The organism is Polynucleobacter asymbioticus (assembly GCF_018687575.1).
Taxonomy (GTDB): Bacteria; Pseudomonadota; Gammaproteobacteria; order Burkholderiales; family Burkholderiaceae; genus Polynucleobacter; species Polynucleobacter asymbioticus_C.
The window spans coordinates 1,351,485-1,376,896 of record NZ_CP061297.1 but is presented as its reverse complement, the minus strand read 5'-3'; the positions used below and the strand labels follow the sequence as shown (position 1 = coordinate 1,376,896).

Annotated in this window: 28 protein-coding genes; 13 read left to right on the top strand and 15 right to left on the bottom strand. The window is 47.7% G+C overall.

The features are described 5' to 3' along the window. Window positions 1–40: 40 nt before the first annotated feature. Window positions 41–565 carry an META domain-containing protein gene (locus AOC19_RS06930; RefSeq protein ID WP_251368007.1) on the bottom strand — a complete coding sequence of 175 codons (525 nt, stop codon included), beginning with the start codon at window positions 563–565 and terminating at the stop codon, window positions 41–43. A 253-nt stretch (window positions 566–818) separates the two neighbouring features. Between AOC19_RS06930 and rpsP the strand changes: the two genes are divergently transcribed. From rpsP to AOC19_RS06900, 6 genes are all read left to right on the top strand, one after another. Beyond that, a complete protein-coding gene (gene rpsP / locus AOC19_RS06925; protein ID WP_011902362.1) occupies window positions 819–1,064 on the top strand; it encodes a 30S ribosomal protein S16 in 246 nt (81 codons plus the stop codon). A gap of 93 nt (window positions 1,065–1,157) precedes the next feature. Beyond that, on the top strand, window positions 1,158–1,721 hold the full coding sequence (gene rimM / locus AOC19_RS06920) for a ribosome maturation factor RimM (RefSeq protein ID WP_215375219.1): 564 nt from the start codon (window positions 1,158–1,160) through the stop codon (window positions 1,719–1,721). Between the two features lie 43 nt (window positions 1,722–1,764). Next, a complete protein-coding gene (trmD, locus tag AOC19_RS06915) occupies window positions 1,765–2,511 on the top strand; it encodes a tRNA (guanosine(37)-N1)-methyltransferase TrmD (RefSeq protein WP_215375216.1) in 747 nt (248 codons plus the stop codon). Window positions 2,512–2,637: 126 nt separating this feature from the next. Beyond that, window positions 2,638–3,036 carry a 50S ribosomal protein L19 gene (rplS, locus tag AOC19_RS06910; RefSeq protein ID WP_215375214.1) on the top strand — a complete coding sequence of 133 codons (399 nt, stop codon included), beginning with the start codon at window positions 2,638–2,640 and terminating at the stop codon, window positions 3,034–3,036. A gap of 64 nt (window positions 3,037–3,100) precedes the next feature. Further along, window positions 3,101–3,838 (top strand): CoA pyrophosphatase, encoded by a 738-nt coding sequence (locus tag AOC19_RS06905; RefSeq protein ID WP_215375211.1) that lies wholly within the window; start codon window positions 3,101–3,103, stop codon window positions 3,836–3,838. Continuing rightward, window positions 3,835–4,794 carry a CobD/CbiB family protein gene (locus tag AOC19_RS06900; protein ID WP_215375208.1) on the top strand — a complete coding sequence of 320 codons (960 nt, stop codon included), beginning with the start codon at window positions 3,835–3,837 and terminating at the stop codon, window positions 4,792–4,794. Before AOC19_RS06905 ends, AOC19_RS06900 begins: the two co-directional genes overlap by 4 nt. Here AOC19_RS06900 and rsgA read toward each other — a convergent pair. Together rsgA and AOC19_RS06890 are read right to left on the bottom strand one after the other, a co-directional pair. Next, a complete protein-coding gene (gene rsgA / locus AOC19_RS06895) occupies window positions 4,739–5,752 on the bottom strand; it encodes a ribosome small subunit-dependent GTPase A (protein ID WP_215375205.1) in 1,014 nt (337 codons plus the stop codon). The genes AOC19_RS06900 and rsgA overlap by 56 nt on opposite strands. A gap of 15 nt (window positions 5,753–5,767) precedes the next feature. Continuing rightward, window positions 5,768–7,018 carry a M48 family metallopeptidase gene (locus tag AOC19_RS06890; RefSeq protein WP_215375202.1) on the bottom strand — a complete coding sequence of 417 codons (1,251 nt, stop codon included), beginning with the start codon at window positions 7,016–7,018 and terminating at the stop codon, window positions 5,768–5,770. Window positions 7,019–7,033: 15 nt separating this feature from the next. Here AOC19_RS06890 and orn point away from each other — a divergent pair, with 15 nt between their 5' ends. Further along, window positions 7,034–7,621, top strand: coding sequence for an oligoribonuclease (orn, locus tag AOC19_RS06885; RefSeq protein WP_215375199.1), 588 nt, complete (start codon window positions 7,034–7,036; stop codon window positions 7,619–7,621). A gap of 69 nt (window positions 7,622–7,690) precedes the next feature. Here the strand turns inward: orn and mog are convergent, their stop codons facing one another. Further along, entirely contained in the window at window positions 7,691–8,314 is a 624-nt protein-coding gene (gene mog / locus AOC19_RS06880; protein WP_215375196.1) for a molybdopterin adenylyltransferase, read from the bottom strand. A 71-nt stretch (window positions 8,315–8,385) separates the two neighbouring features. Between mog and pmbA the strand changes: the two genes are divergently transcribed. Together pmbA and AOC19_RS06870 are read left to right on the top strand one after the other, a co-directional pair. After that, window positions 8,386–9,687 (top strand): metalloprotease PmbA, encoded by a 1,302-nt coding sequence (pmbA, locus tag AOC19_RS06875; RefSeq protein ID WP_435367691.1) that lies wholly within the window; start codon window positions 8,386–8,388, stop codon window positions 9,685–9,687. 57 nt (window positions 9,688–9,744) lie between these two features. Continuing rightward, the gene (locus tag AOC19_RS06870; protein ID WP_215375190.1) at window positions 9,745–10,827 is read left to right on the top strand and encodes a TRAP transporter substrate-binding protein; all 1,083 of its coding nucleotides are present in this window, start codon (window positions 9,745–9,747) and stop codon (window positions 10,825–10,827) included. A gap of 74 nt (window positions 10,828–10,901) precedes the next feature. Here AOC19_RS06870 and AOC19_RS06865 read toward each other — a convergent pair whose 3' ends face one another. From AOC19_RS06865 to fdxA, 4 genes are read right to left on the bottom strand one after another with little or no spacing between them, the layout of a single operon-like run. Continuing rightward, on the bottom strand, window positions 10,902–11,399 hold the full coding sequence (locus AOC19_RS06865; RefSeq protein WP_215375187.1) for a dihydrofolate reductase: 498 nt from the start codon (window positions 11,397–11,399) through the stop codon (window positions 10,902–10,904). A 15-nt stretch (window positions 11,400–11,414) separates the two neighbouring features. After that, window positions 11,415–12,209, bottom strand: a complete 795-nt coding sequence (locus AOC19_RS06860; RefSeq protein WP_215375184.1) for a thymidylate synthase — start codon at window positions 12,207–12,209, stop codon at window positions 11,415–11,417. A gap of 38 nt (window positions 12,210–12,247) precedes the next feature. Next, window positions 12,248–13,291 carry an NAD(P)/FAD-dependent oxidoreductase gene (locus tag AOC19_RS06855; protein ID WP_215375181.1) on the bottom strand — a complete coding sequence of 348 codons (1,044 nt, stop codon included), beginning with the start codon at window positions 13,289–13,291 and terminating at the stop codon, window positions 12,248–12,250. Window position 13,292: 1 nt separating this feature from the next. After that, a complete protein-coding gene (gene fdxA, locus AOC19_RS06850; RefSeq protein WP_041485149.1) occupies window positions 13,293–13,616 on the bottom strand; it encodes a ferredoxin FdxA in 324 nt (107 codons plus the stop codon). A gap of 118 nt (window positions 13,617–13,734) precedes the next feature. Between fdxA and AOC19_RS06845 the strand changes: the two genes are divergently transcribed. Continuing rightward, entirely contained in the window at window positions 13,735–14,748 is a 1,014-nt protein-coding gene (locus tag AOC19_RS06845; RefSeq protein ID WP_215375178.1) for a 2-hydroxyacid dehydrogenase, read from the top strand. On the opposite strand, the gene AOC19_RS06840 is transcribed toward AOC19_RS06845, so the two are convergent. The 5 genes from AOC19_RS06840 to AOC19_RS06820 all read right to left on the bottom strand — a co-directional run bounded on the left by AOC19_RS06840 (window position 14,745) and on the right by AOC19_RS06820 (window position 20,820). Then, complete coding sequence (locus AOC19_RS06840; protein ID WP_215304809.1) at window positions 14,745–15,038, bottom strand: hypothetical protein; 294 nt, start codon at window positions 15,036–15,038, stop codon at window positions 14,745–14,747. The genes AOC19_RS06845 and AOC19_RS06840 overlap by 4 nt on opposite strands. 11 nt (window positions 15,039–15,049) lie before the next feature. After that, window positions 15,050–16,372: a molybdopterin molybdotransferase MoeA gene (gene moeA / locus AOC19_RS06835; RefSeq protein ID WP_215375175.1), complete on the bottom strand. Its 1,323-nt coding sequence runs from the start codon at window positions 16,370–16,372 to the stop codon at window positions 15,050–15,052. Further along, on the bottom strand, window positions 16,369–16,974 hold the full coding sequence (gene mobA, locus AOC19_RS06830; protein WP_215375172.1) for a molybdenum cofactor guanylyltransferase MobA: 606 nt from the start codon (window positions 16,972–16,974) through the stop codon (window positions 16,369–16,371). Before mobA ends, moeA begins: the two co-directional genes overlap by 4 nt. Further along, window positions 16,974–18,086: a GTP 3',8-cyclase MoaA gene (gene moaA / locus AOC19_RS06825; RefSeq protein WP_215375169.1), complete on the bottom strand. Its 1,113-nt coding sequence runs from the start codon at window positions 18,084–18,086 to the stop codon at window positions 16,974–16,976. The genes mobA and moaA overlap by 1 nt, the downstream gene beginning before the upstream one ends. Window positions 18,087–18,168: 82 nt before the next feature. After that, on the bottom strand, window positions 18,169–20,820 hold the full coding sequence (locus AOC19_RS06820; RefSeq protein WP_215375167.1) for an Rne/Rng family ribonuclease: 2,652 nt from the start codon (window positions 20,818–20,820) through the stop codon (window positions 18,169–18,171). A 460-nt stretch (window positions 20,821–21,280) separates the two neighbouring features. Between AOC19_RS06820 and AOC19_RS06815 the strand changes: the two genes are divergently transcribed. From AOC19_RS06815 to AOC19_RS06805, 3 genes are read left to right on the top strand one after another with little or no spacing between them, the layout of a single operon-like run. Next, complete coding sequence (locus AOC19_RS06815; RefSeq protein ID WP_215375164.1) at window positions 21,281–22,300, top strand: RluA family pseudouridine synthase; 1,020 nt, start codon at window positions 21,281–21,283, stop codon at window positions 22,298–22,300. Next, a complete protein-coding gene (locus AOC19_RS06810) occupies window positions 22,293–22,979 on the top strand; it encodes an HAD-IIIA family hydrolase (RefSeq protein ID WP_215375161.1) in 687 nt (228 codons plus the stop codon). The genes AOC19_RS06815 and AOC19_RS06810 overlap by 8 nt, the downstream gene beginning before the upstream one ends. 22 nt (window positions 22,980–23,001) lie before the next feature. Then, window positions 23,002–23,961: a S49 family peptidase gene (locus tag AOC19_RS06805; protein WP_215375158.1), complete on the top strand. Its 960-nt coding sequence runs from the start codon at window positions 23,002–23,004 to the stop codon at window positions 23,959–23,961. A 33-nt stretch (window positions 23,962–23,994) separates the two neighbouring features. Here AOC19_RS06805 and AOC19_RS06800 read toward each other — a convergent pair whose 3' ends face one another. Next, window positions 23,995–24,768 carry an SAM-dependent methyltransferase gene (locus AOC19_RS06800; RefSeq protein WP_215375155.1) on the bottom strand — a complete coding sequence of 258 codons (774 nt, stop codon included), beginning with the start codon at window positions 24,766–24,768 and terminating at the stop codon, window positions 23,995–23,997. Window positions 24,769–24,787: 19 nt separating this feature from the next. After that, a complete protein-coding gene (locus AOC19_RS06795; RefSeq protein ID WP_251368006.1) occupies window positions 24,788–25,411 on the bottom strand; it encodes a Maf family nucleotide pyrophosphatase in 624 nt (207 codons plus the stop codon). Window position 25,412 lies beyond the last annotated feature (1 nt).

The window sequence follows — 25,412 nt, the reverse complement described above, 5'->3', positions numbered from 1 at the left end:
AGACTTTCGGTGACGAATTGGTATTGCAATAAAGGACATTTTATTTTGGCAAATTACTTTTTTGTATAAAACTTAACACTTCACGATCTGCGCCAATCATCAACAGTTGATCGCCATTGCGAACGATTGAGCGGTAGTCATTTAATTCGTAGAGAAAATCATTTTCTAATTCCATGCGTTGAGGCGCGCAGGCCATCTTCGTACTGGCGATCTGATCTAGCGTGAAGCCTCTGGCATCTTCAGTAATACGTGCGGTGAAACGATTGCAGCCTGTAGACCCACTCACACGCTCACCATTGGCATCAAAGATGATTTGGATGGGGTTGCTGTTTTCGCCTTGAGGTATCTGCCGAGTACGAACTTCGCCTTTGCTATTGGGCGGGAGATTCCAGCGAGTCAACTCCCATTTGGTGTTTCTGAACTCACTGCTTGGCGGGCTCGTTTTGGCAGTACACGGTGGTATGACATTGGCGCAGGCGGTCAAAAAACCTAAACCGAGGCAAGAAAGAATGATAAAAAAGCGCTTTATAGGGCCTCTGGGGGATCTAAAAATGGCGGTTTTCATAGCACTATTTCTGTAAGTTATTGTTTTTAATAATTATTTTAAGAATTTCTGGTTTCTATTCTACTGTTGAAGCTAAAAACACGTCCGCTTAAATAGGTGGATCAAGTAGGGGTTTTCGTCTAGAATATGAGGTTTTCCGCCATACCGTGCATTTGTTTTGATAATTTGCTCGGTTAGCTGGAGCCCAAGATTTTGTAGTAATTTCATTGGGTTGTAATCAACCTGTTTTCATTTTAGATTTTAAGGAATAAGTATGGTCGTCATTCGACTGGCACGCGGCGGTTCAAAGAAGCGCCCTTTTTATAGCATCGTGGCTACAGACAAGCGCAATCGTCGCGACTCGAACTTTATCGAGCGTATTGGTTACTTCAATCCACAGGCAGCAGCGACAGAGCAGGCAATGCGTATTGCTCAAGATCGTTTGACCTATTGGACTGGTGTTGGCGCGCAGATCTCTCCAACAGTTGTTCGTTTGATCAAAAACAATCCTGCAGTCTAAAGACTTCATATCCAAAGACTTTCTCTCAACGATAAAGTCTTTGGTAGCAGAATTTACTTGTAGTGTTATTTGGGGAGTTGAGGTGGCTTCAATATGAATACACCTTCCCTAGATGATTTGATTGAGCTCGGTGCAGTTCAGGACGCTCAAGGCTTACAGGGTCAGATTAAGGTTCGCCCTCATTCTTCCGATCCCGTAGCGCTCTTATCTAGCAAAGAACTTTGGTTATCCCTCATTCCTCGTCGGAGTGCGGGTGTTACTACATCTCATGAGCAGGCCTCATTAAAGCTTTACAAGGTGAAGCAGGCCAAGATGCATAGCGGTACCGTAGTGATTGCATTGGATGGCATCACTGATCGCGATCAGGCTGAGGCCTTAAAAGGTGCTCGCATCTTAGTTGCGCGCGAAGTATTTCCAAAGGCAGAGCGTGATAGTTATTACTGGGTTGATCTAATTGGTTGCAAAGCAATTAATCTTCAAGGCGAGAGTCTAGGTGAGGTGATTGATATCAACGATAACGGCGCCCATGGAATCATTGCTCTTGGCGATCCAGAAACCAAAACAGTTAAACAACTAGTGCCATTCGTAAAAGAAGCAGTACAAAACGTTGACTTGCCAAATAGACTGATTACTCTAGACTGGCAACCTGACTGGTAGTCAGCCTTAAATACAAAAACGTTATTGATCCCCCATTTCCAATATGCGCTTTGATGTAGTCACCTTATTTCCCGAAATGTTTCCTGCTTTAACGCAGTGGGGGATTACTGGGCGCGCTTGTGAGCAGGGCCTTGCCAGTGTCAATCTCTGGAATCCCCGTGACTACTGCTCTGATCCCCGCAAGACAGTAGATGATCGCGCTTATGGTGGTGGCCCCGGTATGGTGATGATGGCAAAACCATTGGAAGACACCATATCTGCTGTTAAGGCTGCCCATCAAACTCACAATGTCGCTTCTGGGCCAATTTGCCTCTTGGCACCTCAGGGGGAGGTCTTTTCTCAGAAGATAGCGACAGATATCCTTAATTATGGCAATTTAACTTTTATTTGCGGTCGATATGAGGCTGTTGACCAGCGTTTTATTGATCGGAACGTCGATTTGCAGCTTTCTATGGGTGATTTTGTGGTTTCTGGTGGCGAATTACCTGCTATGACCATGATGGATGCGGTTATTCGCCTCATTCCAGGCGCCCTTGGTGATGGCGAATCCGCTGTCCAGGATAGCTTTATGAATGGCCTTTTGGACTACCCACACTACACCCGCCCTGAAATATATGAAAATTTATCTGTTCCGGACGTGCTTTTGGGCGGACATCACGCTAAAATAGCGGATTGGCGTCGGCAGAAGTCTTTAGAGCTGACGCTAAGGCTTAGACCTGATTTAATTAAATCGGCAAGAGCTAATGGGTTGCTAAGTAAAGAAGATGAGCAATTTCTTCGAACGCTGTAAGTAATTATGGTTTTGAATGAAGTGTTTGTGTTTTGATTTAGTGAAATAGTTTTAACTGCATCCTCTGTCTGGTCCGTTGACGAAAGTCTCGGGATTAAACGCTGACAAGATGTTTAAGGATTAATAATGAATTTGATCGAAAAAATTGAGCAAGAAGAAATTGCTCGCTTAAGTGCTAACAAAGTGCTTCCTACTTTCGCTCCTGGCGATACAGTAGTTGTTGGCGTAAACGTAGTTGAAGGTACACGTAAGCGTACCCAGGCCTTTGAAGGCGTTGTGATTGCTAAGCGCAATCGCGGACTGAATTCCAGCTTTATCGTTCGCAAGATTTCATCTGGCGAAGGTGTAGAGCGTACATTCCAAACTTACTCACCATTGATCGCTAGCATTGAAGTGAAGCGTCGCGGTGATGTACGTCGCGCGAAGTTGTACTACTTGCGTGATCGTTCAGGTAAGTCTGCACGTATTAAAGAAAAACTTCCTGCACGCAAAGTTAAAGCAGTTGCTGAGACAGTAGCGGAATAAGGTTTGCTTTAATCCAAAAAGAAGGCGGCCTAGGTCGCCTTTTTTATTGCCCTAAAATAAACGAATGACTCAAAACCCGAAACCCCAAGAGCAGAGATTGAGCGCAGTCACGCCATTGAGTTTTGATGCGCAAGCAATTCCAATTCATGAGGTCTGCGGTAGTCAACCTAAAGTTGCTCAGCATCATTTGGATCCTTTGAGTCTAAAGAGCCGCTTTCAGAATCCACCTGCTTGGCAGCCAGAGATCACGGATGAGAATCGACAAGTGATCGCAGCAGGGATTATTCAGCAACGTCAGGCTGCTGGAAAGGTAACTCGGGCAGCTGTATTAATTCCTTTGCTTCAGAGGGGCGAGGGTCTCTCGGTGTTATTGACCCAAAGAACAGATCATCTGCATGACCATGCTGGCCAAATTAGTTTCCCCGGTGGGCGCATGGATCCAGGTGATTCCAGTCCTAATGACACCGCTTTACGAGAGAGTGAAGAAGAAATCGGCCTAGATCGCCGTGGGGTTGAGATCATTGGCCATTTGCCCCAGTATTTAACGGTTTCGGGCTATAGTGTGACGCCAGTTGTGGGATTGGTGCAACCTCAGGCAGAATATGTCTTAGATACCTTTGAAGTGGCGGATGTTTTTGAAGTGCCTTTACATTTTTTAATGGATCCTGTAAATCATCAAGTACGGGTCTGGGAGAGTGATCAGGGTAGTCGTCGGTTTTATTCAATGCCCTATGAAAATCGTTTTATCTGGGGTGCTACTGCTGGAATGTTGCGTAACCTTTATCATTTACTAAAAGTATGACTTTCTTTTCTATCCTCTTCGCCCTCATTGCTGAGCAATATCGCCCAGTCACTTCGACTCATTGGATCGCGCGGATGAGCGCTCGTTGGTTGGATTGGGTCGCCGGCGAATTTGGTGGTAAGACGGAAGATGGTGCGAGCCCAATTGGTGCTCGTATGGCTTGTTTAGTCGCTTTTATTTTGCCAACGTTTCTTGTCTTCGTAATTTACGTTATCTTCATGGTGACCTTCCCAATTTTGGGATTCGTGTGGAACGTATTAATTGCCTATTTATTTTTTGGTTTCCGTCAATTTAGCCACTCCTTCACACTGGTACATGAGGCAATCGCAAACCATGATTTGCCGGCAGCCCGCCAAGCCCTAGGTGAGTGGTATGGTCCTGAGTTGGATGCTTCCAATCTCACAGAGACTGAAGTGATTTCCCTTGCGCTAGAGCGCGCCATTATTGGCTCGCATCACCATGTATTCGGTGTGTTGTTCTGGTTCTTAATGCCAATGGGTCCTGCAGGTGTAGTCTTGTATCGCTTGGTGGATACGGCCGCACAGCGCTGGTCAGAGAAGGGCGATTTCAACTTAAGTGAAGCGGCACGCCATTTCTTCTACGTACTGGATTGGATTCCTGCACGCATTACGGCAATGGGCTTTGCGATTGTTGGTAACTTTGAAGGTGCTGTCTATGCATGGCGCCACTTGACTGGCAAATGGGCTGACTCTTTGTCAGCAGTCATCTTGGCATCAGGAAGCGGCGCCTTGGGTGTTCGCTTGGGTGAGCCTATGAGTGAGCCTGATAGTGACGAAGCTTTGCGTATGGCTGAAGCTGGTGAACCAGTTGTTTATGAAGTAGGTCTTGAGCCGAATGAGCGTACTATGCGCTCCGCCATCGGCTTGGTATGGCGCTTGGTTATCGCTTGGATGGCTTTATTGCTAATGCTGACCATCGCTCTTTGGCTTGGCTAATTCCCTGAATCTGCGTATCGGCTGTTTTTGAGTCAGAGCGTAATTGTCTAAATAGCGCCAGTCTTTCTGGCGCTATTTCATTTCTGTCGACGGCTTCGCGTATTGCACAATCGGGTTCTGATTGGTGCGCGCAGTTATGAAAGCGACACTTACCCAGTAGATCATGAAACTCTCTAAAGGCATGCTCTAGTTCGCTGACCGACATATGGGCTAAACCAAATTCTTGAAAGCCTGGGGAATCAATTAAAGCGCCTAATTTACCGCTAGCATCACGCCCCCAAGCCTCTGGCAGTTCAAAGTAGCGACAAGCAGTGGTGGTGTGTTTGCCGGTGTCTAGGCGTACTGAATATTCTTGAGTGATGGCTGCTGCATTGGGAACCCAGGCATTCAGTAGGCTGGATTTGCCCATGCCGGATTGGCCTACGAACACTGACACCTTGCCACAAATAGCAGGACGTAATGCTTCGATGGAGGCCTCATCAAACTTCGCAGATACCTCTGTTACGGGGTAGCCCATACGTGCATAGGGCGCAATCATTTTGCGAGCGTGCTCTAAGTTATCTTTGAGGTCGCATTTATTCAGCAAGATATGCAAACCAATTTGATTGGTCTCTGCAGCAACAACTGCCCTTCCTAAAAGATCAGGCGAGAAGGCGGGCTGCGTAGCTAGCACCACCAATATTTGATCTACATTTGAGGCAATCAATTTGCTTTTAAAGGCATCGGATCGATATAGTAAATTCTCTCGCGGCTCGATGCGAATAATGCGTGCTTGATCTGCTGAGGTCATCTCCAGCAACATGCGATCGCCCACGGCGCCAATGTGCTGCTTGGCCGGTGTGCTAACCTGAATTAAATCGCCAACAGGGGATTCATTTCCGCGCTCATCTTTGACTAAGCGCTGCGCTAAATAATGCCTTCCATAAGAGGCAGTTAGTAGCGCATGAAATTGTTCCATTAGGCCAAATACTTTTTAGCTAAATCGCTTGAGATTGGCAATGCGCAATGGGGCAGGTGGATGCGAACTATAAAAAGCCGTATAGATCGGGTCTGGCGTTAAGGTCGATGCATTATCTTGATAGAGCTTGACTAGGGCGGAGATCAAATCGCTTGCAGAGGATTTATCTGCAGCAAAGCCATCCGCTTCGTATTCATGTTTACGTGATGCCAGGCTAGACAGTGGAGTTAAGAAAAAGCTAAAGACAGGTGATACCAGCATGAAGAGTGCTAATGCCAGGCCGCCGTTATAACCATTCGGATTAGGCATCACACCGAGATCGCTGTAGAACCAGGGCTGAGTACTGACCCAGCCTAGAAGTGCAAGAGTGGCGAAGCTCAGTGCAAATGAAACTAGCAGGCGTTTGCGGATATGGTTGCACTTGTAATGGCCGAGTTCGTGAGCAAGCACCGCTTCTACTTCGCCCGGATTGAGTTTTTCAATCAGCGTGTCAAAAAAGACAATCCGCTTCGCTTTACCCATGCCAGCAAAAAATGCATTGCCATGCGCGCTACGTTTGCTGCCATCCATCACAAAAAGACCTTGGCTTGCAAAATCACAACGTTTTAGCAAGTCTTCAATTTGTGTCTTAAGTGAGCCTTCTTCAAGCGCCTCAAACTTATTAAAGATCGGTGCGATAAAGGTCGGAAAGATCCATTGCATTAATAGGCTGAAAGCAGTGAGAACACCCCAGGCCCAAAGCCACCAAAAGTCACCCGCTTGGGCCATCAGACTGAGGATGACCCAGAGGAGCGGGATGCCAATCGCACCACCAACGCCGATACCCTTAAACATATCGCTAAAGAAGAGTTTGGTGTTCATGCGATTAAAGCCAAAACGCTCTTCTAAGTAAAACTGTTTGTACCAGGAGAAGGGTAGATCAATAATTCCGGAGATCAGCACAATCGATACAAGCAAAGCAATTTGTTGCGTAACGCCTTCGCCCAAAAGCTGTAAGAGTGAGAAGTTTAAGATCTGCAAGCCACCCAAGAGCGTAAAGCCAATCAAGATAATTGCGCTGACACCGTTCTCTAAAATACCAAGGCGCAGTTTGGCGATCGTATAGTCAGCAGCCTTTTGATGCTCTGCCAGGGAGATCTGAGAGGCAAACTCGGCGGGCACCGTATCGCGGTGGATGGCGACGTGGCGGATTTGGCGTTGAGATAGCCAGTGGCGTAGACCAAAGCTGGCGATGAAGGCGATTAGAAAAACGATTGTGAATGTCATGAGATGATTATAGATATGAGTGAAAAAAATGTTACCCCGGCAGTAAAAACGGCGCCAGCCAACGAGCACCTGATTTGGGTGGATATGGAGATGTCAGGCCTAGACCCTGAAAAAGAGCGGATTTTGGAAATTGCCGTGATCGTGACTGATGCCTATCTCAACACTATTGCCACCGCCCCTGTTTGGGTGATCCACCAGGATGACGCTTTGCTGGATGCAATGGATGCGTGGAATAAGGGTACCCACGGACGTTCTGGGCTTATTGATAAGGTCAAGGCATCAACCACAGACGAAGCCACAGCTGAAGCTGAATGTATCGCTTTTCTGAAGAAATACATCAAGCCCGGTATCGCCCCAATGTGTGGCAATACGATTGGCCAGGATCGCCGCTTTATGGCGAAATACATGCCAAAACTAGAGGCATTCTTTCATTATCGGAATATTGATGTTTCCACTCTCAAGGAGCTGTGTAAGCGTTGGCATCCTGAATTGGTGAAAGGCTTCACCAAAAAACAGGCTCACACCGCCTTGGCAGATATTGAAGAGTCTATTGAAGAGCTGAAGTATTACCGAGAAAAGTTTATCGTTCCTTTGCCGGAGTAAATCCTGGCATTCGCAATAAACAAAAGGGCCTGGAAATAGGCCCTTTTTATTGAATGAAAATCCCGCGGTTTATTTCTTGATTGCGCTCTTAGGTCTAAAAGATTTGACGATGGTCTCATCGGTTTCAATGTAGGGGCCGCCGATGAGATCAATGCAGTAGGGCACGGCAGCAAAGATCCCTGGAACAATCGACTTTCCCTCGGAATCTTTTAAGCCTTCGAGGGTTTCTTTGATGGATTTAGGTTGACCTGGCAAATTAATGACGAGGGCGGTGTGTCCCTCGATTTCTCGTAAAACAGCTGTTTGACGGGACAAAATAGCGGTAGGTACAAAGCGCAGGCTAATTTGACGCATTTGCTCGCCAAATCCGGGCATTTCCCGGGTTCCGGCATCCATTGTGGCCTCAGGGGTCACATCTCTACTGGAGGGGCCTGTGCCGCCTGTGGTGAGGACTAGATCGCAACCCAGATCATCCGTCAGCTCTACGATGGTTTCAGTAATAACCTCTCGCTCGTCGGCAATCAGGCGCTCATGAAAAACGCAGGGGGTGCTAATGGCAGTCTCTAGCCATAATTGCAGGGCAGGGATACCTTCATCGGTATAAACGCCCTTACTCGCCCTATCAGAGATCGAGATTAGGCCAATTTTGATTTCGTTGGGGGTGGATCTTTTCCAAGCTTCGGTATGCTTCATGTTTCTATTCTAGCTATTATTAGGGCATGTTTACATACTCATCAAATCAGTTTCAAGAAATCATTGATTTCATGCTCACAGAAGCCAAAAGACGGGGCGCCTCGGATGCCGTGGCGGAGGTTTCTGAGGGGCAAGGTCTCTCGGTCACTGTTCGCAAAGGCGAGGTCGAGACCATAGAGCAAAGTTTAGACAAGCAGGTTGGTGTGACGGTCTTTTTAGGGCATCGTCGCGGTAATGCTAGTACGAGTGATTTCTCCAAAGATTCTTTAAAGGCGACAGTTGAGGCTGCGTACCATATCGCTCAACATACGGCGGAAGATCTGTGTGCCGGCCCTGCTGAAAAAGAGCTTCTGGAAAAGCATCCGCTGGATCTCGATTTATTTCATCCATGGGACTTGGACTCGGCGACGGCAATCGATATTGCGCGTGCTGCTGAAGGCGCCGCTTTTGCAGTGAGTAAGCAAATTCAAAATAGTGATGGTGCTTCAGTATCTGCACATCATGCACATTTCATGATGGGAACTAGTCACGGATTTATGGGGGGCTATCCATTCTCACGCCACTACATTTCGTGCGCACCGATTGCAAATGGGGGCGGAAAAAAGGCACTCATGCAGCGTGATGATTGGTACTCCAGTTCCCGTATCCCTGAAGAGTTGGCCGATCCAGCTTTGATTGGTAAGTACGCAGCAGAGCGCGCACTCTCACGCCTTAAGGCTAGGTCGCTTACCACTCGCCGTTGCCCAGTCATTTTCGAAGCCCCTTTAGCTGCTGGTCTTTTGGGTGGATTAGTGCAAGCGGTATCTGGTGGCGCTCTATATCGCCGCTCCAGTTTTCTATTGGATAGCTTGGGGAAGCAAGTATTGCCAAAACACGTCAGCCTGTTTGAAAACCCTCACCTTAAGTCAATGACAGGTAGCGCACCTTTTGATGAAGAGGGTGTAAAGACAAGCGCAAGAACAGTAGTCGATAAGGGTGTGTTGCAAGGCTATTTCCTGTCCACCTACTCCGCCAGAAAGCTGGGTATGAAAACTACTGGTAATGCTGGTGGCTCTCACCATCTCACATTGCAAAGTCGTAAGACGCCTAAAGGGGGATTGCCTGCACTCTTAAAAGCAATGGGTACCGGCCTACTAGTTACCGAGCTGATGGGTCAGGGAGTGAACTACGTTACTGGCGATTATTCTCGTGGTGCCTTTGGATATTGGGTAGAAAACGGCGAGATCCAATATCCAGTAGAAGGTATTACGATTGCAAGCAACTTGCGCGATATGCTGATGGATATTCAGATGATTGGCAGTGATTCATTAATTCGCGGCACGAAAGAAACCGGTTCTATCTTAATTGGATCTATGACAGTTGGCGGTAAATAAAGAAAAAGCAGAACAACAGAACAACAGAACAGCAAAAAAATTATTTTGGAGATGAAGATGCAAAGACGTTCCTTTTTAAAGAAAGCTACTATCGGCGCAGGCGCTGCGGCATTAGCGGCACCATCTATTGCGCAGGGTTTGCCAACTCTTAATTGGCGTTTAGTCTCGAGCTTTCCTAAATCACTTGATACATTGTTTGGTACGCCAGAAGTATTTGCTAATGCATTGCGTAAAGCAACCGATGGTAAGTTCAATGTCAAAGTATTTGCCGCTGGTGAAGTGGTGCCAGCATTACAAGTGTTAGATGCAGTTCAAAACGGTACGGTGGAGTGTGGTCATACCGCCAGCTATTACTACTTAGGTAAGAACAGCGCATTTATTTTTGATACGGCTGCTCCTTTTGGCATGACAGCACGCCAGCAATCTGCTTGGATGTTGCATGGTAATGGCATGAAGCTGATGCGTGAGCTCTACGCCAGTTACAACATCGTGAACTTCTTAGGCGGACAAACTGGTACTCAGATGGGTGGCTGGTTCCGCAAAGAGATCAAGTCTCCAGAAGATCTTAAGGGTCTTAAATTCCGTATTGCTGGTTTTGCTGGACAGGTGCTTGCGAAGTTAGGTGTCGTGCCGCAACAGTTACCTGCTGGTGAAATTTATTCTGCATTAGAAAAAGGCACGATTGACGCTGCTGAATTTGTCGGCCCTTACGATGATGAGAAATTGGGTCTTGCTAAGGTCGCTAAAAACTATTACTACCCTGCATTCTGGGAGGGTGCGGCCGGACTTTCATTCTTGGTAAACAAGAAGCAGTGGGATTCATTGCCTCCGTCGTATCAAGCGGCATGGCAGGCAGCATGTTTTGAGGCCCACACAGATATGTGCGCTAAGTACGATGCTTTGAATCCACCAGCCTTGCAGCGCCTCGTACAAGGTGGTGCAGTTTTGCGTAAGTTCAATACCTCAGTAATGGACGCCTGCTTTAAGGCTAGCCAAGAAACCTATGCTGAAGAGTCTGCCAAGAATCCCCAGTTCAAGAAAATCTTCGAAGACTATCGAGCCTTTAGAAACATGGAAGCGCAGTGGTTCAATGTGGCTGAGCAAGCATTTTCTCAATATAGTTTTGCAAAGAAACTGTGATGCTCAAAGTGTAATCAGTGGAGTAGAAAAGGGCTCCTTAGGGCCCTTTATCTTTTTAAGTACAGTTCGTCTAGTTACTTGCGTTCGAGTGTAATGAAGTGAAAAGTAATCTCACCCTCAGATGCTGGGGTGCGCTCAACTTCCTTCCACTCAGATTCATTGGGTACGGTAAAGAAAGTATCGCCCCCGTCAACATCGATATCAATTTCAGTAATGTAAAGACGATCTGCCATTGGGAAAGCTTGAGTAAAGAGTTGCTCTCCACCAATCACAAATACGCGGGGGAATTCATTCAAGGTCGCGAGTGCTGCATCGAGTGAGTTAACCACCTCCGCACCTGTCAGCTTGAGATCGGCATTGCGACTCACAACGATATTGCGACGCCCTGGAAGCGGGCGACCAATGGATTCCCAGGTCTTACGACCCATGATGACAGGGTGTCCCATCGTTACCTTTTTGAAGAACTGCAAATCAGCAGAAATCTTCCAGGGCATTTGATTGTCGCGGCCAATCACATGATTGCGTGAGCGGGCAACAATCATGGAGATTGCGGGGTGCTGATTTGTAGTCATAGGTAATCTAATTTCTTAAACAGCTACAGGAGCTTTAATGGCGGGATGAGATTCATAGCCAGCAATTTCAAAATCTTCGAATTCATAATCAAAGATAGAATCCGGCTTACGCAAAATATTGAGCTTAGGTAGGGGGAAAAAGTCTCTGGATAGCTGAAGATCAACTTGCTCTAAGTGGTTGCTGTAGAGATGGCAATCGCCACCAGTCCACACAAAGTCACCCACCTCTAAATTACATTGCTGAGCCATCATGTGGGTCAGTAGGGCATAGCTGGCAATATTGAAGGGCACACCCAGGAAAATATCCGCACTACGTTGATACAACTGGCAAGAGAGCTTGCCATCGGCAACGTAAAACTGAAAGAAAGCATGGCAAGGTGCTAAAGCCATACGAGGGATATCGGCCACGTTCCAGGCGGAAACAATAATGCGACGCGAATCCGGATTCTTTTTAAGGGTCTCTACAACTTCAGCAATTTGGTCAATGTGCTCACCATTAGGCGCTGGCCATGAACGCCATTGGTAACCATAAATTGGACCTAAGTCACCATCTGGAGCTGCCCACTCATTCCAAATGGAAACACCGCGCTCTTTAAGCCAGTTGTTATCCGTACTACCTTTGAGAAACCAAAGTAATTCCAGGATGATGGACTTGAGATGCAACTTTTTAGTCGTGACCATCGGAAAGCCTTCGGCCAGATTAAAGCGCATCTGATGACCAAAGATGGAGATAGTGCCAGTGCCGGTTCTATCGGATTTCTGGACGCCTTTTTCAAGGACTTCCTTCATGAGATTGTGATATTGATGCATAGGTTTATTCAGCTAGATGATTCAGTGATATTAAGAGCTTACTCGAATGTCGGCGGGCTTACCCCAAGCGCTTTATGCAGCTTCGGAGAGGTGGTGGTGTACTGCAGTTGAATCTGCTTTTCAGGGGCCAAATAGGCAGCTGCAGCAAAGGCTGCTAAGGCTGCCTCATGAAAGCCTGACAAAATCAGTTTTTTCTTGCCTGGGTAGATATTGATGTCCCCAACAGCATAAATACCGGGTGTGCTGGTCTGAAAGCAGGCGGTATCGACGGCAATTTGTTTGCGATCGATATCTAAGCCCCAGTCAGCTATAGGGCCCAATTTAGGTGAGAGTCCATAAAAGAGTAAGAGTGCATCTAATCTAAGCATCTGCACTTCGCCATCAATATTGGTGACGGCAATTTCAGTGAGCTTGTCATTGGAAGACTCAAGACCGGTAATTTGTCCGATGATGAGTTGCATCTTACCGGTGGCACAAAGGGCGCGCATCTTGGCAACCGATTGAGGTGCCGCTTTGAATTCATCCCTGCGGTGGATTAGTGTCACGCTAGCTGCTTGATCGGCAAAATGCAAAGCCCAGTCCAATGCGGAGTCTCCGCCACCACAAATCACCATTCGCTTGCCAGCAAATTGCTCAGGATTTCTGACGCGATAGAAGACTTGCTTATCCACAAAAGTTTCTATGCCATCGAGATTGAGTGTACGGGGTTGAAATGCACCAACACCGGCAGCTATAAAAATAGCTTTGCTCAAAAATTGCTGATCTTGGGATGTGCGAATCAAAAAGCGATCATCCGCTTGTTTCTCAAGGGTAGAGACCTCTTGATTTAAGTGAAACTGTGGTTTGAATGGCTCAATTTGTTTCAGTAGATTGCTCACCAGCTCACGACCAGTACAAATCGGAATCGCCGGAATGTCATAGATCGGTTTATCTGGATAGAGCTCAATGCATTGGCCTCCCACTTCGGGTAGTGAGTCAATGACATGCGCTTTAATTTCTAGGAGTCCAAGTTCGAAGACTTGGAAGAGCCCCACCGGACCGGCGCCAATAATGACTGCATCGGTTTCAATGGGGGAGTGCAATTTACTTTACCAGTTGGTCAAGTTTATTTTTAACATCTTTCCACTCTTCCGCTTCCGGGAGGGCGGCTTTGGATTTCGTGATCGATGTCCATGAGGGAGACAGCTCAGCGTTCAACTTGATGAATGCCTGTTGATCTCCTGGAACATCATCTTCCGCATAAATCGCATTCACTGGGCACTCAGGTACGCACACTGCGCAATCGATACATTCATCTGGATCGATTACTAAAAAGTTAGGGCCTTCACGAAAACAATCGACTGGGCAGACGTCAACGCAATCGGTGTATTTGCAACGGATGCAGGCTTCGGTAACAACGTAAGTCATGGTGGTTTACTGGTGAGGCGTCCAGATCAATGGACTGCCAAGTTATAAAACTCAATTTTAGCTGAATCAGCCTATTTTTCAGGCAAAAGCCCTAATTTACTTGAGGTAAAGTCACGCTATGAACACTCCAGCCAATAACTCTACAAATACCTCCAAGCCGAAGATCTTAGTTGCAAGAGCGATATTTCCTGAGGCACTAGCCAAATTAGAGCAGTCCTATGAGGTTCACTCTAACCAGTCCGACAAAATAATGAGCCCAGAAGAGCTTAAAAAAGCGCTTTCAGAGGTGGAGGGGGCTTTGGTTGCTGGTAGCGAGAGAATTGACGCGGCAGCCCTCGCTGGGGCGAAAAATCTGAAGGTGGTCGCCAATATTTCCGTTGGCTATAACAACTTTGATGTTCCGGCCATTAGTGCTGCTGGTGTCATGGCTACCAATACCCCTGATGTCCTTACGGATACAACCGCGGATTTTGGCTTTGCTTTATTGATGGCAACTGCCAGACGGATTACAGAGTCTGAGCATTGGGTGAGAAGTGGTCAGTGGGATCAATGGTCGATTGTGAACAATCCCCTTGGCATGGATTTACATCACAGCACTGTTGGCATTATTGGCATGGGACGTATTGGGCAGGGCATTGCAAAGCGCGCATTAGGCTTTGGTATGAAAGTGATTTATCACAACCGCAGCCATCTCTCTGAGGCAGATGAAAAAGCTTGTGGTGCCACTTACGTTTCCAAAGAAGAATTACTCCGCACTGCTGATCATGTGGTGTTAGTGCTGCCCTATACCGCACAAAATCATCACACGATTGGCGCAGCAGAAATCGCCATGATGAAACCGACTGCAACCCTGATTAACATTGCCCGCGGCGGTATTGTGGATGATGTGGCTTTAGCACAAGCATTGCAAAGCAGAAAGATATTTGCAGCTGGCTTGGATGTATTCGAGGGTGAGCCTCAAGTGCATCCAGAGTTACTCAAGTGCAGCAATATTGTGTTGGCTCCGCATATTGCCAGTGCTACAGAAAAAACACGGAGAGCGATGGTGGATCTTGCGATTGATAATTTGCGAGCAGCGCTAGATGGAAAGAAACCGCCAAGCTTAATTAATTCTGAAGCCTTTACGAATTAATCGGCTTCGATTTCTTCGGGGAGCTCACGCAGAGCAAGTTCAATCCCACCAAATTTGCCTGCTACCCAGTTGTAGACCTTGCACGCAATCCACAGCAAAGCAAAGCCAAGTAGAGCATTCAGAATCAATGCGGAGAGAACGGTAAAACCAGGAATGGCGCCGTCACGAATGAAGGCTACAAACAAGGCTAACAACACAATTGGCACAGAGAAGCAGAGGTAAACCAAAACCAGGGTTTTGGCGGTATGCATTGGATCGACGTAGACAATTTCTTTTTTGGTGAGCTTCATGAGGTGCAATCTTAAAGCAGTCCGTCGAAAAGCGCCACATCAACCCAGTCTCCGGCGGCCACATTGCCTTGGTCGTGCGGCAGAATGACAAAGCAATTTGCCTCACTCATCGATCGCAAAATTCCTGCGCCCTGGCTGCCGGTCAGTTTGACTGTTGGCTTTCCATCTGAACCACGCCCCACAATGGCCCGCTGAAACTCTGTCCGACCTGGCTTTTTCCGAATCGGAGCCTCGGCAATCGCCTGGGTCATTGGTGGCTCAGTCTGGCTTGCGCCACTGAGTTGCAATAAAGCGGAGCGGACAAATTGATAGAAAGTCACCATCACAGCCACTGGGTTGCCAGGTAGGCCAAAGAAGAGAGTTTTCCGCTGAGATCCCTCGACTGGCTTGACCATGCCAAAGGCCATGGGGCGACCCGGGCGCATAGCAATTTTCCAAAAGCCTACATCGCCCAACTCTTGCATGATTTGCTTGGTAAAGTCCGCTTCGCCAACCGATACTCCGCCCGACGAAATGAGGACATCTGCTTTGGTGGCGGCCTCTAAGAATGCGGCTTTTAGTGAGGCGGGATCATCGCGCACAATTCCGCAATCCATGATTTCCATATTGAGGCGATTGAGTAGGCCAGTTAGACTGTAACGATTGCTGTCATAAATACTACCTGCATTAAGAGACTCTCCAAGAGGGCGCAACTCATCTCCAGAGGAAAGAATGGCAACCTTGAGTTTGCGATGTACTTTGAGCTTGGCGATACCGAGTGATGCAGCTAGACCAAGATCAGATGGTCGCAATAAACGACCAGCTGTAATAGCGGCTTTGCCACTTTGCAAATCTTCACCACGTAGTCGACGGTTCTCTCCATGCTTCAATTGGTTTTGTTTAAAGCTGACAAGGGATTCATTTGCAGATTCGGTGAATTCTTGCGGGATAACGGTATCGCAGTCGTGAGGCATAACTGCGCCGGTCATAATCTTGAGACATTCACCTGTACCAATAGCCCCCTCATAAGGTTTGCCAGCATAGGCTGTGCCAACGATCTTCAGGGTAACTAGGGTTTCACTATTTCCCAAGCAATCACCATGAAAGGCAAAGCCATCCATAGCGGAGTTATCGGCGGCTGGGACATCGATCGGGGAAAGTAAATCTTCCGCCAAGATGCGGTTGATCGCTTGGTCTAAAGTGACCGACTCAATATCGCTCGCATGATTTAGCTTGCGAGACTCTTGAAGCATTTCATCGACGAGATTGGCGATAGCCTTACGTGCTTCATCCACATGAAGTGAAGCAGTCAAAAGAATAGGGCTATTTGGGGAGTGCTTGATTGAGTCTGTCATGACGATACTTTTTCTAGGGCAGCCAATTCTTCTGGTGTATTCACATTCGCAAATGCTTGTGGGTTTTCAAAAACTACCGTGCCAGATCGTAATTCTTTAAACCAGCGATCAATCTTTAGATCCCCTTTGCTTAAAAAAGCATCCAAGGAATTTTTCAAGCCACTTTTCATCAAACAGAAAACCGGCTGTGACCAAATCTTTCCATCATCTTCTTTAGATGAGGCAAAAACGAGTTCTAAATCATGGTCCTCAAGTTGAGTTGCCATCCTGATAGCAAGATCAATTGGCAATAAAGGGGAGTCGCAAGGCGATGTCAGCAAGTAAGGGGTTTTGCAATGTTTCAGACCGACTGAGAATCCAGCTAATGGGCCAGAGAAGTCAGGTGTTTCATCCATGAGTACTGGGTAGCCATAGTGTGAATACTTTGTAATGCTGCGGTTCGCATTAATCAGAATAGTGCTGACTTGAGGCTTAAGTCGACTGATGGCGGATTCAATCAGCGCTTTGCCATGAAAGGGAATCAAGCCTTTATCAATACCGCCCATTCTTTGGGCGCGGCCACCCGCCAAAATTAAACCCGTAATTTGCTCTGAGGTAATCATTAGCCGCCGATGTAAGACATTTCTACTTTACGACCGGAAGTCGATCCAGCAGTATTGGATCCGCGAATCTCCGAATAGTGATCATTGCGTCCAGACCAGGTTGACATAATGGCGTTGGCAATTTCTAAATCACTTCTATCAGAACGCAAGAGAGTTTTGAAGTCAAAACCCTCATTTGCAAATAGGCAAAGATAAAGCTGACCATCTGTCGAGATGCGAGCACGTGTGCACTCGTGACAGAAAGTTTGTGTGACGCTAGAGATGAAGCCAATTTCACCGGAGCCATCAACATAGCGCCAGCGCTGCGCAACTTCACCAGGATAGTTGGCCTCAATAGGCTCTATCGGAAAGATGGCGTTAATCCGGTTGGCAACTTCCTGAGATGGAAGTACTTGAGACATATCCCAGCCGTTAGAGCTGCCTACATCCATAAATTCAATAAAGCGCAGTGTTACGCCACTTCCCTTGAAGTGCTTAGCCATGCCAATAATCTCTTGGTCGTTTGTACCTTTCTTAACAACCATATTGACTTTGAGGTTGGTAAAGCCAACTTCTTGAGCTGCAGCAATTCCATCCAGCACGTCTGTGACCGGGAAGTCAACATCATTCATTTTTTTGAAGATGTCATCATTCAGACCATCAAGACTAATAGTGAGGCGATGCAAGCCAGCTGCTTTTAATGCAGCCGCCTTCTTGCGCAAAATACTGCCGTTCGTAGTGAGTGTGAGATCAAGAGGCTGATCTGCCGTGGTACGAATCTTGGCTAACATCTCAATCAACACCTCGAGATTTTTACGCAGCAAAGGTTCGCCACCAGTGAGTCGAATTTTTTCTACACCCAATGAAGCAAAGATCGTCGTGAGGCGAGTGATCTCTTCAAAGCTCAGTAATTCATTATGAGAAAGATAGGGATAATCTTTATCGAAGATTTCTTTGGGCATGCAATAAGTGCAGCGGAAATTACAGCGATCTGTGACGGAGATGCGTAAATCACGTAAAGGGCGTCCACGAGTATCTTTGGTTGAGGTGTTCGCAGGCAAGAGCTGTCCTGGAATGGACGGCGTTAGGCCTTTGCCTTCATCTAAACGTATCGGGATTACTTTTTCAACCATGTGTAATTATGGCCGTGAAACGGTGTTTCTGCCAAACTGCCAAATATCCTTTTGGGATAAATAGCAGTCTGGAGAAATGAGATTAAACCGTTTTTTCTTGGCCGCCGGTTTCTACCAAAACCATTGGACCATTTTGCAGGCTCACAGGCGCCTTTGGCGTTCTACCCATCGGCAAAACTTCTGGCTCTGCCTTGATCTGTGATTGCGCTTCCTGATGCTTGCTAGAGTCTGTTGCAACCCAAACCATGCCAGCAGACTGAACTACGCTATGCAATGGAGTCTCTTCAAGTGCCTGGAAGGCAACCTTTGGGAGTTCAGGCATTGGTTTTGCAATGACCTCAATTGCTGGTGCTGGTGCAGCTACTGCTACTGCTTGTGGGGCAGGTGCTGCTGAAGCGTTATCAGGGCGATTGCTTTGGCGCGGCGCGCGTTGCTCTCTTGGCTCTCTAGGCGCACGCGGTGCACGCTCTTTCACTTCATTAGAAGCTGCCGATGCAACTGTATTTCCAAAGCTTTGAGCAATGTTTTGAATCGGCATGGAGGCAGAGGCTCCACCCATTCCTGCTGGAGGACCTGAGAATGAAGTCGCTACTGCAACAACAGATGCAATTGCTGCATCACCAGTGGACTCGCTACGTTCACCACGTTGACCGCGACCACGACCACGACGGTTGCGACCACGACCACGACGCTCTTCACCATCAACGCTAGGAGCTGCATCCGTACCAGGAGCGGCCTCGGTTGCTGGAGTTACCGCAGCTTGATTTTCTGGCTTTGGATTTTGATTGTTTTGGTTGCGATTGCCGTTACGGTTACGGCCGTCTTGACGACCTCTACCTGAGCCTGCTTCGCGTGGCGTGTTTGTACCTTCAGAAGCTGCTGCTCCTTCGGCTGGACGCTCACCACGATCATTACGATCACCACGACGACCGCGGTTACGGTTATTACCGTTACGGTTATTTTGATTGCGACCACGTGGTGCACTAGGAGCAGGCTTTGCTTCTGGCGCAGGCGCTGAAGAGAATAGGCTCTTAATAAAACCGAAGAATCCACCAGAGCTTGCAGTCTCAGTAGCAGCCTTTTCAGCACGCGCAGGGCGTGGCTGACTTACCGGCGCTGGTGCATTAGGCGTAATACCTTTTACAGCGGCTTCAGGACGAGCTTTTACATCTGCATCCTTACGGCTTACTGCGGTATCGGTTTCAAGTTCACGGGCAGCTTCTTCAGCCATCACATAGCTGGCTTTTTGGTCATCAAGACGGGGGTCGTCATGACGTAAACGCTCAAGCTTGTAATGCGGAGTTTCTAAATGCTTATTAGGAACCATCAAGACATTGACTTTAAAGCGTGACTCAATCTTGATGACTTCAGCGCGCTTCTCATTGAGCAAGAACGCAGCTACTTCAACTGGAACTTGTGTATGAATAGCGGCAGTATTTTCTTTCATTGCCTCTTCTTGAATAATGCGCAAGACTTGCAATGCAGATGATTCGGTATCGCGGATATGGCCAGTTCCGTTACAACGTGGGCAGGTTACGTGACTACCTTCGGAGAGAGCAGGGCGTAAACGTTGGCGCGACATCTCCATCAAACCAAATTTGGAGATCTTGCCCATCTGAACACGAGCACGGTCATGACGCAAAGCATCGCGTAAGCGATTCTCAACATCCTTCTGAGCCTTGCTCGATTCCATATCAATGAAGTCGATGACGATCAAACCACCCAAGTCACGTAAACGTGCTTGACGGGCAATTTCGTCGGCGGCTTCTAAGTTGGTGCGAGTTGCAGTCTCTTCAATATCAGAGCCGCGGGTTGCGCGTGCAGAGTTGACGTCCACTGAAACCAAAGCTTCGGTATGGTCAATCACAATCGCACCACCAGAAGGCAATGGCACGGTACGTGAGTACGCAGTTTCAATTTGGTGCTCGATTTGGAAGCGAGAGAACAATGGAACATCGTCCTGGTAACGCTTCACGCGTGGCAAGTTATCTGGCATCACTACTGACATAAATGCCGCAGCTTGCTCGTAGATATCGTCCGTATCGATGAGGATCTCACCGATATCTGGTTGGAAGTAATCGCGGATTGCGCGAATCACTAAGCTGGACTCGAGGTAAATCAATAATGGTGCTGAGTTGCCTTTAGCGGCTTCATCAATCGCTGTCCACAATTGCATGAGGTAGCTTAAATCCCACTGCAATTCAGTAGCGTCACGGCCAATACCGGCTGTACGAGCAATGATGCTCATGCCATCTGGTACTTGCAATTGGGACATTGCTTCGCGGAGTTCTTGACGGTCTTCGCCTTCAATGCGACGAGAAACGCCGCCTCCACGTGGGTTATTTGGCATTAATACCAAATAGCGACCTGCTAGGGAGACAAAAGAGGTGAGGGCAGCGCCTTTTTGGCCACGCTCTTCTTTTTCTACCTGGACAATGATTTCTTGGCCTTCGCGTAAAGCATCTTTAATAGAGGCATTACGGACATCAATACCCTCTTTAAAGTAGGTGCGGGCAACTTCTTTAAATGGCAAGAAGCCATGGCGTTCTTCGCCGTAATTTACAAAGCAAGCTTCGAGCGAAGGCTCAATGCGGGTAATAACACCTTTATAAATATTGCCTTTACGTTGTTCACGACCGGCAGCTTCGATATCGATATCGATGAGTTTTTGACCATCGACGATGGCAACTCGCAACTCTTCTTGTTGAGTTGCATTAAATAACATGCGTTTCATAACACTCTCCTATTGGGAGTGCGTCGTTGCGCGCTGCGTTAGGGACAAGTTAGATACCGCTTGGGGCATAGCCCATTGGCGGCTTTGGAGTGTGGATCAAGCAAATCCAGGCACTTATTGCCTAGTACACCAAGTTCAATGTTGTTAAACCGGTGCCACACTTGACGATCGCCGCAGAGACCTCCTTTAGGTCATCAATGCAGGCGCGCGCCTGAAAACTGTCTTCTAATCGCGGGTCGCGGCATACGGCACACCAACCCTGCGCCTCATTACAACGGGGGAGGGGCAACCCCGGGAGTCTATTAAGGGCGACTCCAAGCTCCACGATTCCAACCTGAATCAGGTAAGTCCCGGGCCAATAAATTGGCTAGAGCGTTGATTATACGGCACAAGTTGAACGACAATGGGGTATTGTTAAGTCCCTTGTCGACCCTCGTCGAGGTGGCAAGAGAGATAAATCATGAAATCCGAACCCATTTCCAAGCCCTCGCAGGCAAAAACCACCGCTCCAGCCGCCGTTCATCTTCAAACCATTGGTCCTGAAGAGGCCGGCCAGCGTCTGGATAACTACCTGTTGCGTTGGGCTAAAGGGGTCCCCAAAAGCCATGTTTACCGGATTATTCGCTCTGGGGAAGTTCGGGTAAATAAGAAAAGGGCTGAGCCGACTACCCGTTTGGTTGAGGGGGATGTAGTCAGAGTCCCACCAGTTCGGATTGCTGAGCCCGCCCAAATGGCAGCAGTTAATACTGCTCAAACTAAATCTCGGGCGCAGGGGTACTCCGACAAAATGCCTATTTTGTTTGAAGATGAAGCCCTATTAATCGTGAATAAGCCAGCAGGTTTGGCAGTGCATGGCGGTTCAGGTATTGCCCTGGGCGTTATTGAAACTCTGCGCATTACCCGCCCTGAGCTCAAATTCTTGGAATTAGTTCATCGTTTGGATCGAGATACCTCGGGTGTCTTGCTTTTGGCAAAGAAGCGCAGCGCTCTAGTGGAATTGCATCGCCAAATCCGCGAAGGGCAAACCGACAAACGTTACTACTTGCTAGCCCATGGCGAGATTGCTCAGGGTGCGGGCACGATGCAGCTCAAGTTTGCATTACATAAATACTTATTGGCCAATGGTGAGCGTCGCGTTCGCGTTGACCCAGATGGCCTACCAAGCCATACCGCCTTGCGTGTCACTAAATTGATGAAATGTGGAGAGGTGGCGATTACTCTAGCTGAAGCCCAGTTAAAAACGGGGCGTACTCATCAAATCCGCGTGCATCTACAAAAATTAGGTCACTCCATTTTGGGCGATGATAAGTACGGGTTTGAAGATCAAGACAAGATGGTGAAATCCAAGCGCTTATATCTGCATGCCCATTTAGCTGGCTTTACGCATCCCCGTACTGGCGAGAAAATGCGGATTGAATCGCCACTACCCGCTGAATTTACTGCAATGATGAAAACTTTTGAAGTGCCCAACAATGCTTGAAGAGCAAAAGCCCGATAGACGTTACGACCTGATTGTGTGGGATTGGGATGGAACCATCATGGACTCCACGCCAACGATCGTGAACTGTATTCAGCAAGCTTGCCGTGACTTAGGTTTCAAGGCACCTGATGACACCTTAGCTAGCTCTGTCATTGGCTTGGGTATCCAGGATTCACTGAGAAGGGCGGTTCCGTGGATTGAGCCGGCACATTTTCCCAAGTTAACCGAGCGCTTTCGTTATCACTATCTCGCCAAGGATCACGAGCTTGATTTGTTTCCAGGTATTCGTGAACTGCTACACAGTTTGCGGGAAGATGGTTACTTGTTGGGTGTTGCGACAGGCAAATCTCGTGTTGGATTGGATCGATCCTTAAAACATCACCAGCTAGAGCAGATATTTCATGAAACGCGCACTGCAGATGAATCCTTCTCTAAGCCCCATCCTGGAATGCTCCTAGAGCTTTCAGATGTCATGCAAGTACCGATGCGTCGTATGTTGATGATTGGTGATACTACCCATGATTTAGATATGGCAGCTAATGCGGGGGTGGATGCGGTTGCGGTAACGTATGGTGCACATCCTCCGAGCACTTTAAAAGAAGCGCCATCATTGATTCATGTGGATGATGTGTCGCAGTTGGGCCAATGGCTTAGCGACAATCTCACTGTTAAAAACTAGTTAGTCATTAAGGATTAAAAAGATGGATCAAAATCAATCCGAGAACGCCAATCAAAATTGGGAGCGCCAAGCTCTAGAGCACTTGCTGCTCGAGAACTTAAAAGAGACTCGTAAGGCGCGTCGCTGGAAAGCCGTGTTTCGTATTCTGACTCTCATTGTTTTTGTTGGCATAGTGCTCGCAGTATTTGATTTCCATCTGCCAGGGCGCGGCATGGGAATGGAGAAGCACACGGCTTTAGTTACTCTGGAAGGGGAGATTTCCTCTAGTTCAATGGCCAATGCATTGGATATCAATTCATCTTTAACAGCTGCTTTTGAAAATGAAAATAGTGCTGGCGTAGTCTTGCGCATCAATAGTCCTGGCGGCTCTCCAGTTCAAGCCGGCATGATGAATGACGAAATTCATCGCTTACGCAAGCTCTATCCAAACAAACCGTTTTATGTCGTAGTCGAAGACATCTGCGCTTCAGGTGGTTACTACGTAGCCGTTGCTGGCGATCAGATTTTGGTTGATAAGGCCAGCTTGGTGGGATCTATTGGCGTAATTATGGAAGGCTTTGGTTTCACTGGCTTGATGGATAAGTTAGGCGTAACCCGTCGCATGATTGCCGCAGGCTCAAACAAGGGAATGATGGACCCATTCTCCAAAGAAAATCCTCAGCAAGTCGAGATGATTAAAACTATGATCGATGAGATCCATCAGCAATTTATTGCGGTGGTCAAAGCGGGTCGCGGCGACCGTCTAAAAGAAACACCAGAGATGTTCTCAGGTCGCGTTTGGAACGGCGAACAAGCAATCAAAATTGGCTTGGTGGATGGCTACGGAACAGTAGAGACTGTCGCGCGCGATATCTTTAAAGCACCAGATATCCTGGACTACACCATGAAGGAGAATTTCGCTGAACGTGTTGCGAAACGTTTTGGTGCTGAGTTTGGCGCTGCAGCAGGCAAAGCTTTAGTTAAGACACCTGACCTAAAGTAAAAAAATCGATCAAGGTAGTAGCAAGCCAAATGCCTAGGCCAGCAATAGAAATACTGCTGGCCTATTTTGTAATGAAGCGCAGGCAGCCTCATTAGGGAAGCGCTTACGCCAGTCAGCAATCGAGAGTGTTGCAATCATCTCGCTTGGCAGGCTGAGATCCATTCCCATGCAAAGCATCGATTGCGGTGACAGTGTATTCAGGCAGGCCATCAACATCGCAGTATTGCGATACGGTGTCTCAATCCAAATTTGCGTCTGCTGTAACTTTCTAGATTCCGATTCCAACTGTTTCAATCGCGCAATGCGATCTTGCGCATCATGAGGAACGTAGCCTTGAAATGCGAAGCGCTGACCATTCAAACCGCTAGCCATCAGACCTAGCAAAATAGAGCTTGGGCCAACCAGTGGTTTTACTTTAGCACCCAGCTTATGTGCTGCTAGCACGAGCTCTGCGCCGGGATCCGCAACACCTGGAACACCTGCCTCTGACATCAGTCCCATGTCTTTGCCGGCGATCAGTGGTTTGAGTAAATCCATTGGTTTGACTGCATCGCCGTACTTGGCGTTGCGTGCAACACCACGCCACTCACTCATCTGCATTTCTTGAATGGTGCAAGCTAAAGGAGAAACGCTATCGACTGCCTTTAAAAAAGCACGCGCAGTTTTGGCATCCTCAACAATCCAATGAGTCAGCTTGGCAGTTTGGGTAATGGTTTCGCTTGGTAGTACCCAAGGTAATTGTTCGACGCGAGCATCGTCACCCAAAGTATTGGGGATTAAAAAGAGGGTGCCAAGGGTAGAGCTCATTAATTTAATTTTTCTGTGTCTATTTCTTTGCCGGAATAACAAAGCCAGCTTCACGCAAGAGGCCGCTCAAAGCAATTAAAGGCAAGCCAATTAAGGCTGTAGGATCATCACTCCTGATGGATTCTAAGAGTGAAATTCCTAAGCCTTCGGATTTGGCGCTACCAGCGCAGTCGTAGGGTTCTTCGGCATGAAGGTATGCCTCTAAAACATCATCTGAGAGTTTGCGAAAGGTAACTTCCGTAGGAATGTTGACGGTTGTTTCGACATCGCCATGCATCAGACATAGTGCTGTTTGAAAAGTCACAGTGGCACCGCGCATCAGTTGTAGTTGCGCCATAGCGCGTTCAAAGTTTCCTGGTTTACCAATCGCGGCGCCACAAAGATCGGCCACTTGATCGGAGCCAATGACCCAAGCCTCAGGGTGATCTTTGGCTACCGCTGCAGCTTTTGCTTTGGCTAGGCGCAGGGCCAAATCCACGGTTCCTTCACCAGGGAGGGGGGTTTCATCAACCTTCGGCGAAATGACATCAAAAGGCATGCGCAGGCGCTCTAGGAGCTCGCGACGATAGACTGAGGTAGATGCCAGGATTAGTTTTTTTGGTGAATTAATCATCACTGCTTGTACTTTCGGTGAAGCCTTCATT

Excerpts from the sequence above, each read along its gene's own strand:
- AOC19_RS06930 (WP_251368007.1), bottom strand. The coding sequence starts at position 565 with ATGAAAACCGCCATTTTTAGATCCCCCAGAGGCCCTATAAAGCGCTTT.
- rpsP (WP_011902362.1), top strand. The coding sequence starts at position 819 with ATGGTCGTCATTCGACTGGCACGCGGCGGTTCAAAGAAGCGCCCTTTT.
- rimM (WP_215375219.1), top strand. The coding sequence starts at position 1,158 with ATGAATACACCTTCCCTAGATGATTTGATTGAGCTCGGTGCAGTTCAG.
- trmD (WP_215375216.1), top strand. The coding sequence starts at position 1,765 with ATGCGCTTTGATGTAGTCACCTTATTTCCCGAAATGTTTCCTGCTTTA.
- rplS (WP_215375214.1), top strand. The coding sequence starts at position 2,638 with ATGAATTTGATCGAAAAAATTGAGCAAGAAGAAATTGCTCGCTTAAGT.
- AOC19_RS06905 (WP_215375211.1), top strand. The coding sequence starts at position 3,101 with ATGACTCAAAACCCGAAACCCCAAGAGCAGAGATTGAGCGCAGTCACG.
- AOC19_RS06900 (WP_215375208.1), top strand. The coding sequence starts at position 3,835 with ATGACTTTCTTTTCTATCCTCTTCGCCCTCATTGCTGAGCAATATCGC.
- rsgA (WP_215375205.1), bottom strand. The coding sequence starts at position 5,752 with ATGGAACAATTTCATGCGCTACTAACTGCCTCTTATGGAAGGCATTAT.
- AOC19_RS06890 (WP_215375202.1), bottom strand. The coding sequence starts at position 7,018 with ATGACATTCACAATCGTTTTTCTAATCGCCTTCATCGCCAGCTTTGGT.
- orn (WP_215375199.1), top strand. The coding sequence starts at position 7,034 with ATGAGTGAAAAAAATGTTACCCCGGCAGTAAAAACGGCGCCAGCCAAC.
- mog (WP_215375196.1), bottom strand. The coding sequence starts at position 8,314 with ATGAAGCATACCGAAGCTTGGAAAAGATCCACCCCCAACGAAATCAAA.
- pmbA (WP_435367691.1), top strand. The coding sequence starts at position 8,386 with ATGCTCACAGAAGCCAAAAGACGGGGCGCCTCGGATGCCGTGGCGGAG.
- AOC19_RS06870 (WP_215375190.1), top strand. The coding sequence starts at position 9,745 with ATGCAAAGACGTTCCTTTTTAAAGAAAGCTACTATCGGCGCAGGCGCT.
- AOC19_RS06865 (WP_215375187.1), bottom strand. The coding sequence starts at position 11,399 with ATGACTACAAATCAGCACCCCGCAATCTCCATGATTGTTGCCCGCTCA.
- AOC19_RS06860 (WP_215375184.1), bottom strand. The coding sequence starts at position 12,209 with ATGCATCAATATCACAATCTCATGAAGGAAGTCCTTGAAAAAGGCGTC.
- fdxA (WP_041485149.1), bottom strand. The coding sequence starts at position 13,616 with ATGACTTACGTTGTTACCGAAGCCTGCATCCGTTGCAAATACACCGAT.
- AOC19_RS06845 (WP_215375178.1), top strand. The coding sequence starts at position 13,735 with ATGAACACTCCAGCCAATAACTCTACAAATACCTCCAAGCCGAAGATC.
- AOC19_RS06840 (WP_215304809.1), bottom strand. The coding sequence starts at position 15,038 with ATGAAGCTCACCAAAAAAGAAATTGTCTACGTCGATCCAATGCATACC.
- moeA (WP_215375175.1), bottom strand. The coding sequence starts at position 16,372 with ATGACAGACTCAATCAAGCACTCCCCAAATAGCCCTATTCTTTTGACT.
- mobA (WP_215375172.1), bottom strand. The coding sequence starts at position 16,974 with ATGATTACCTCAGAGCAAATTACGGGTTTAATTTTGGCGGGTGGCCGC.
- moaA (WP_215375169.1), bottom strand. The coding sequence starts at position 18,086 with ATGGTTGAAAAAGTAATCCCGATACGTTTAGATGAAGGCAAAGGCCTA.
- AOC19_RS06820 (WP_215375167.1), bottom strand. The coding sequence starts at position 20,820 with ATGAAACGCATGTTATTTAATGCAACTCAACAAGAAGAGTTGCGAGTT.
- AOC19_RS06815 (WP_215375164.1), top strand. The coding sequence starts at position 21,281 with ATGAAATCCGAACCCATTTCCAAGCCCTCGCAGGCAAAAACCACCGCT.
- AOC19_RS06810 (WP_215375161.1), top strand. The coding sequence starts at position 22,293 with ATGCTTGAAGAGCAAAAGCCCGATAGACGTTACGACCTGATTGTGTGG.
- AOC19_RS06805 (WP_215375158.1), top strand. The coding sequence starts at position 23,002 with ATGGATCAAAATCAATCCGAGAACGCCAATCAAAATTGGGAGCGCCAA.
- AOC19_RS06800 (WP_215375155.1), bottom strand. The coding sequence starts at position 24,768 with ATGAGCTCTACCCTTGGCACCCTCTTTTTAATCCCCAATACTTTGGGT.
- AOC19_RS06795 (WP_251368006.1), bottom strand. The coding sequence starts at position 25,411 with ATGAAGGCTTCACCGAAAGTACAAGCAGTGATGATTAATTCACCAAAA.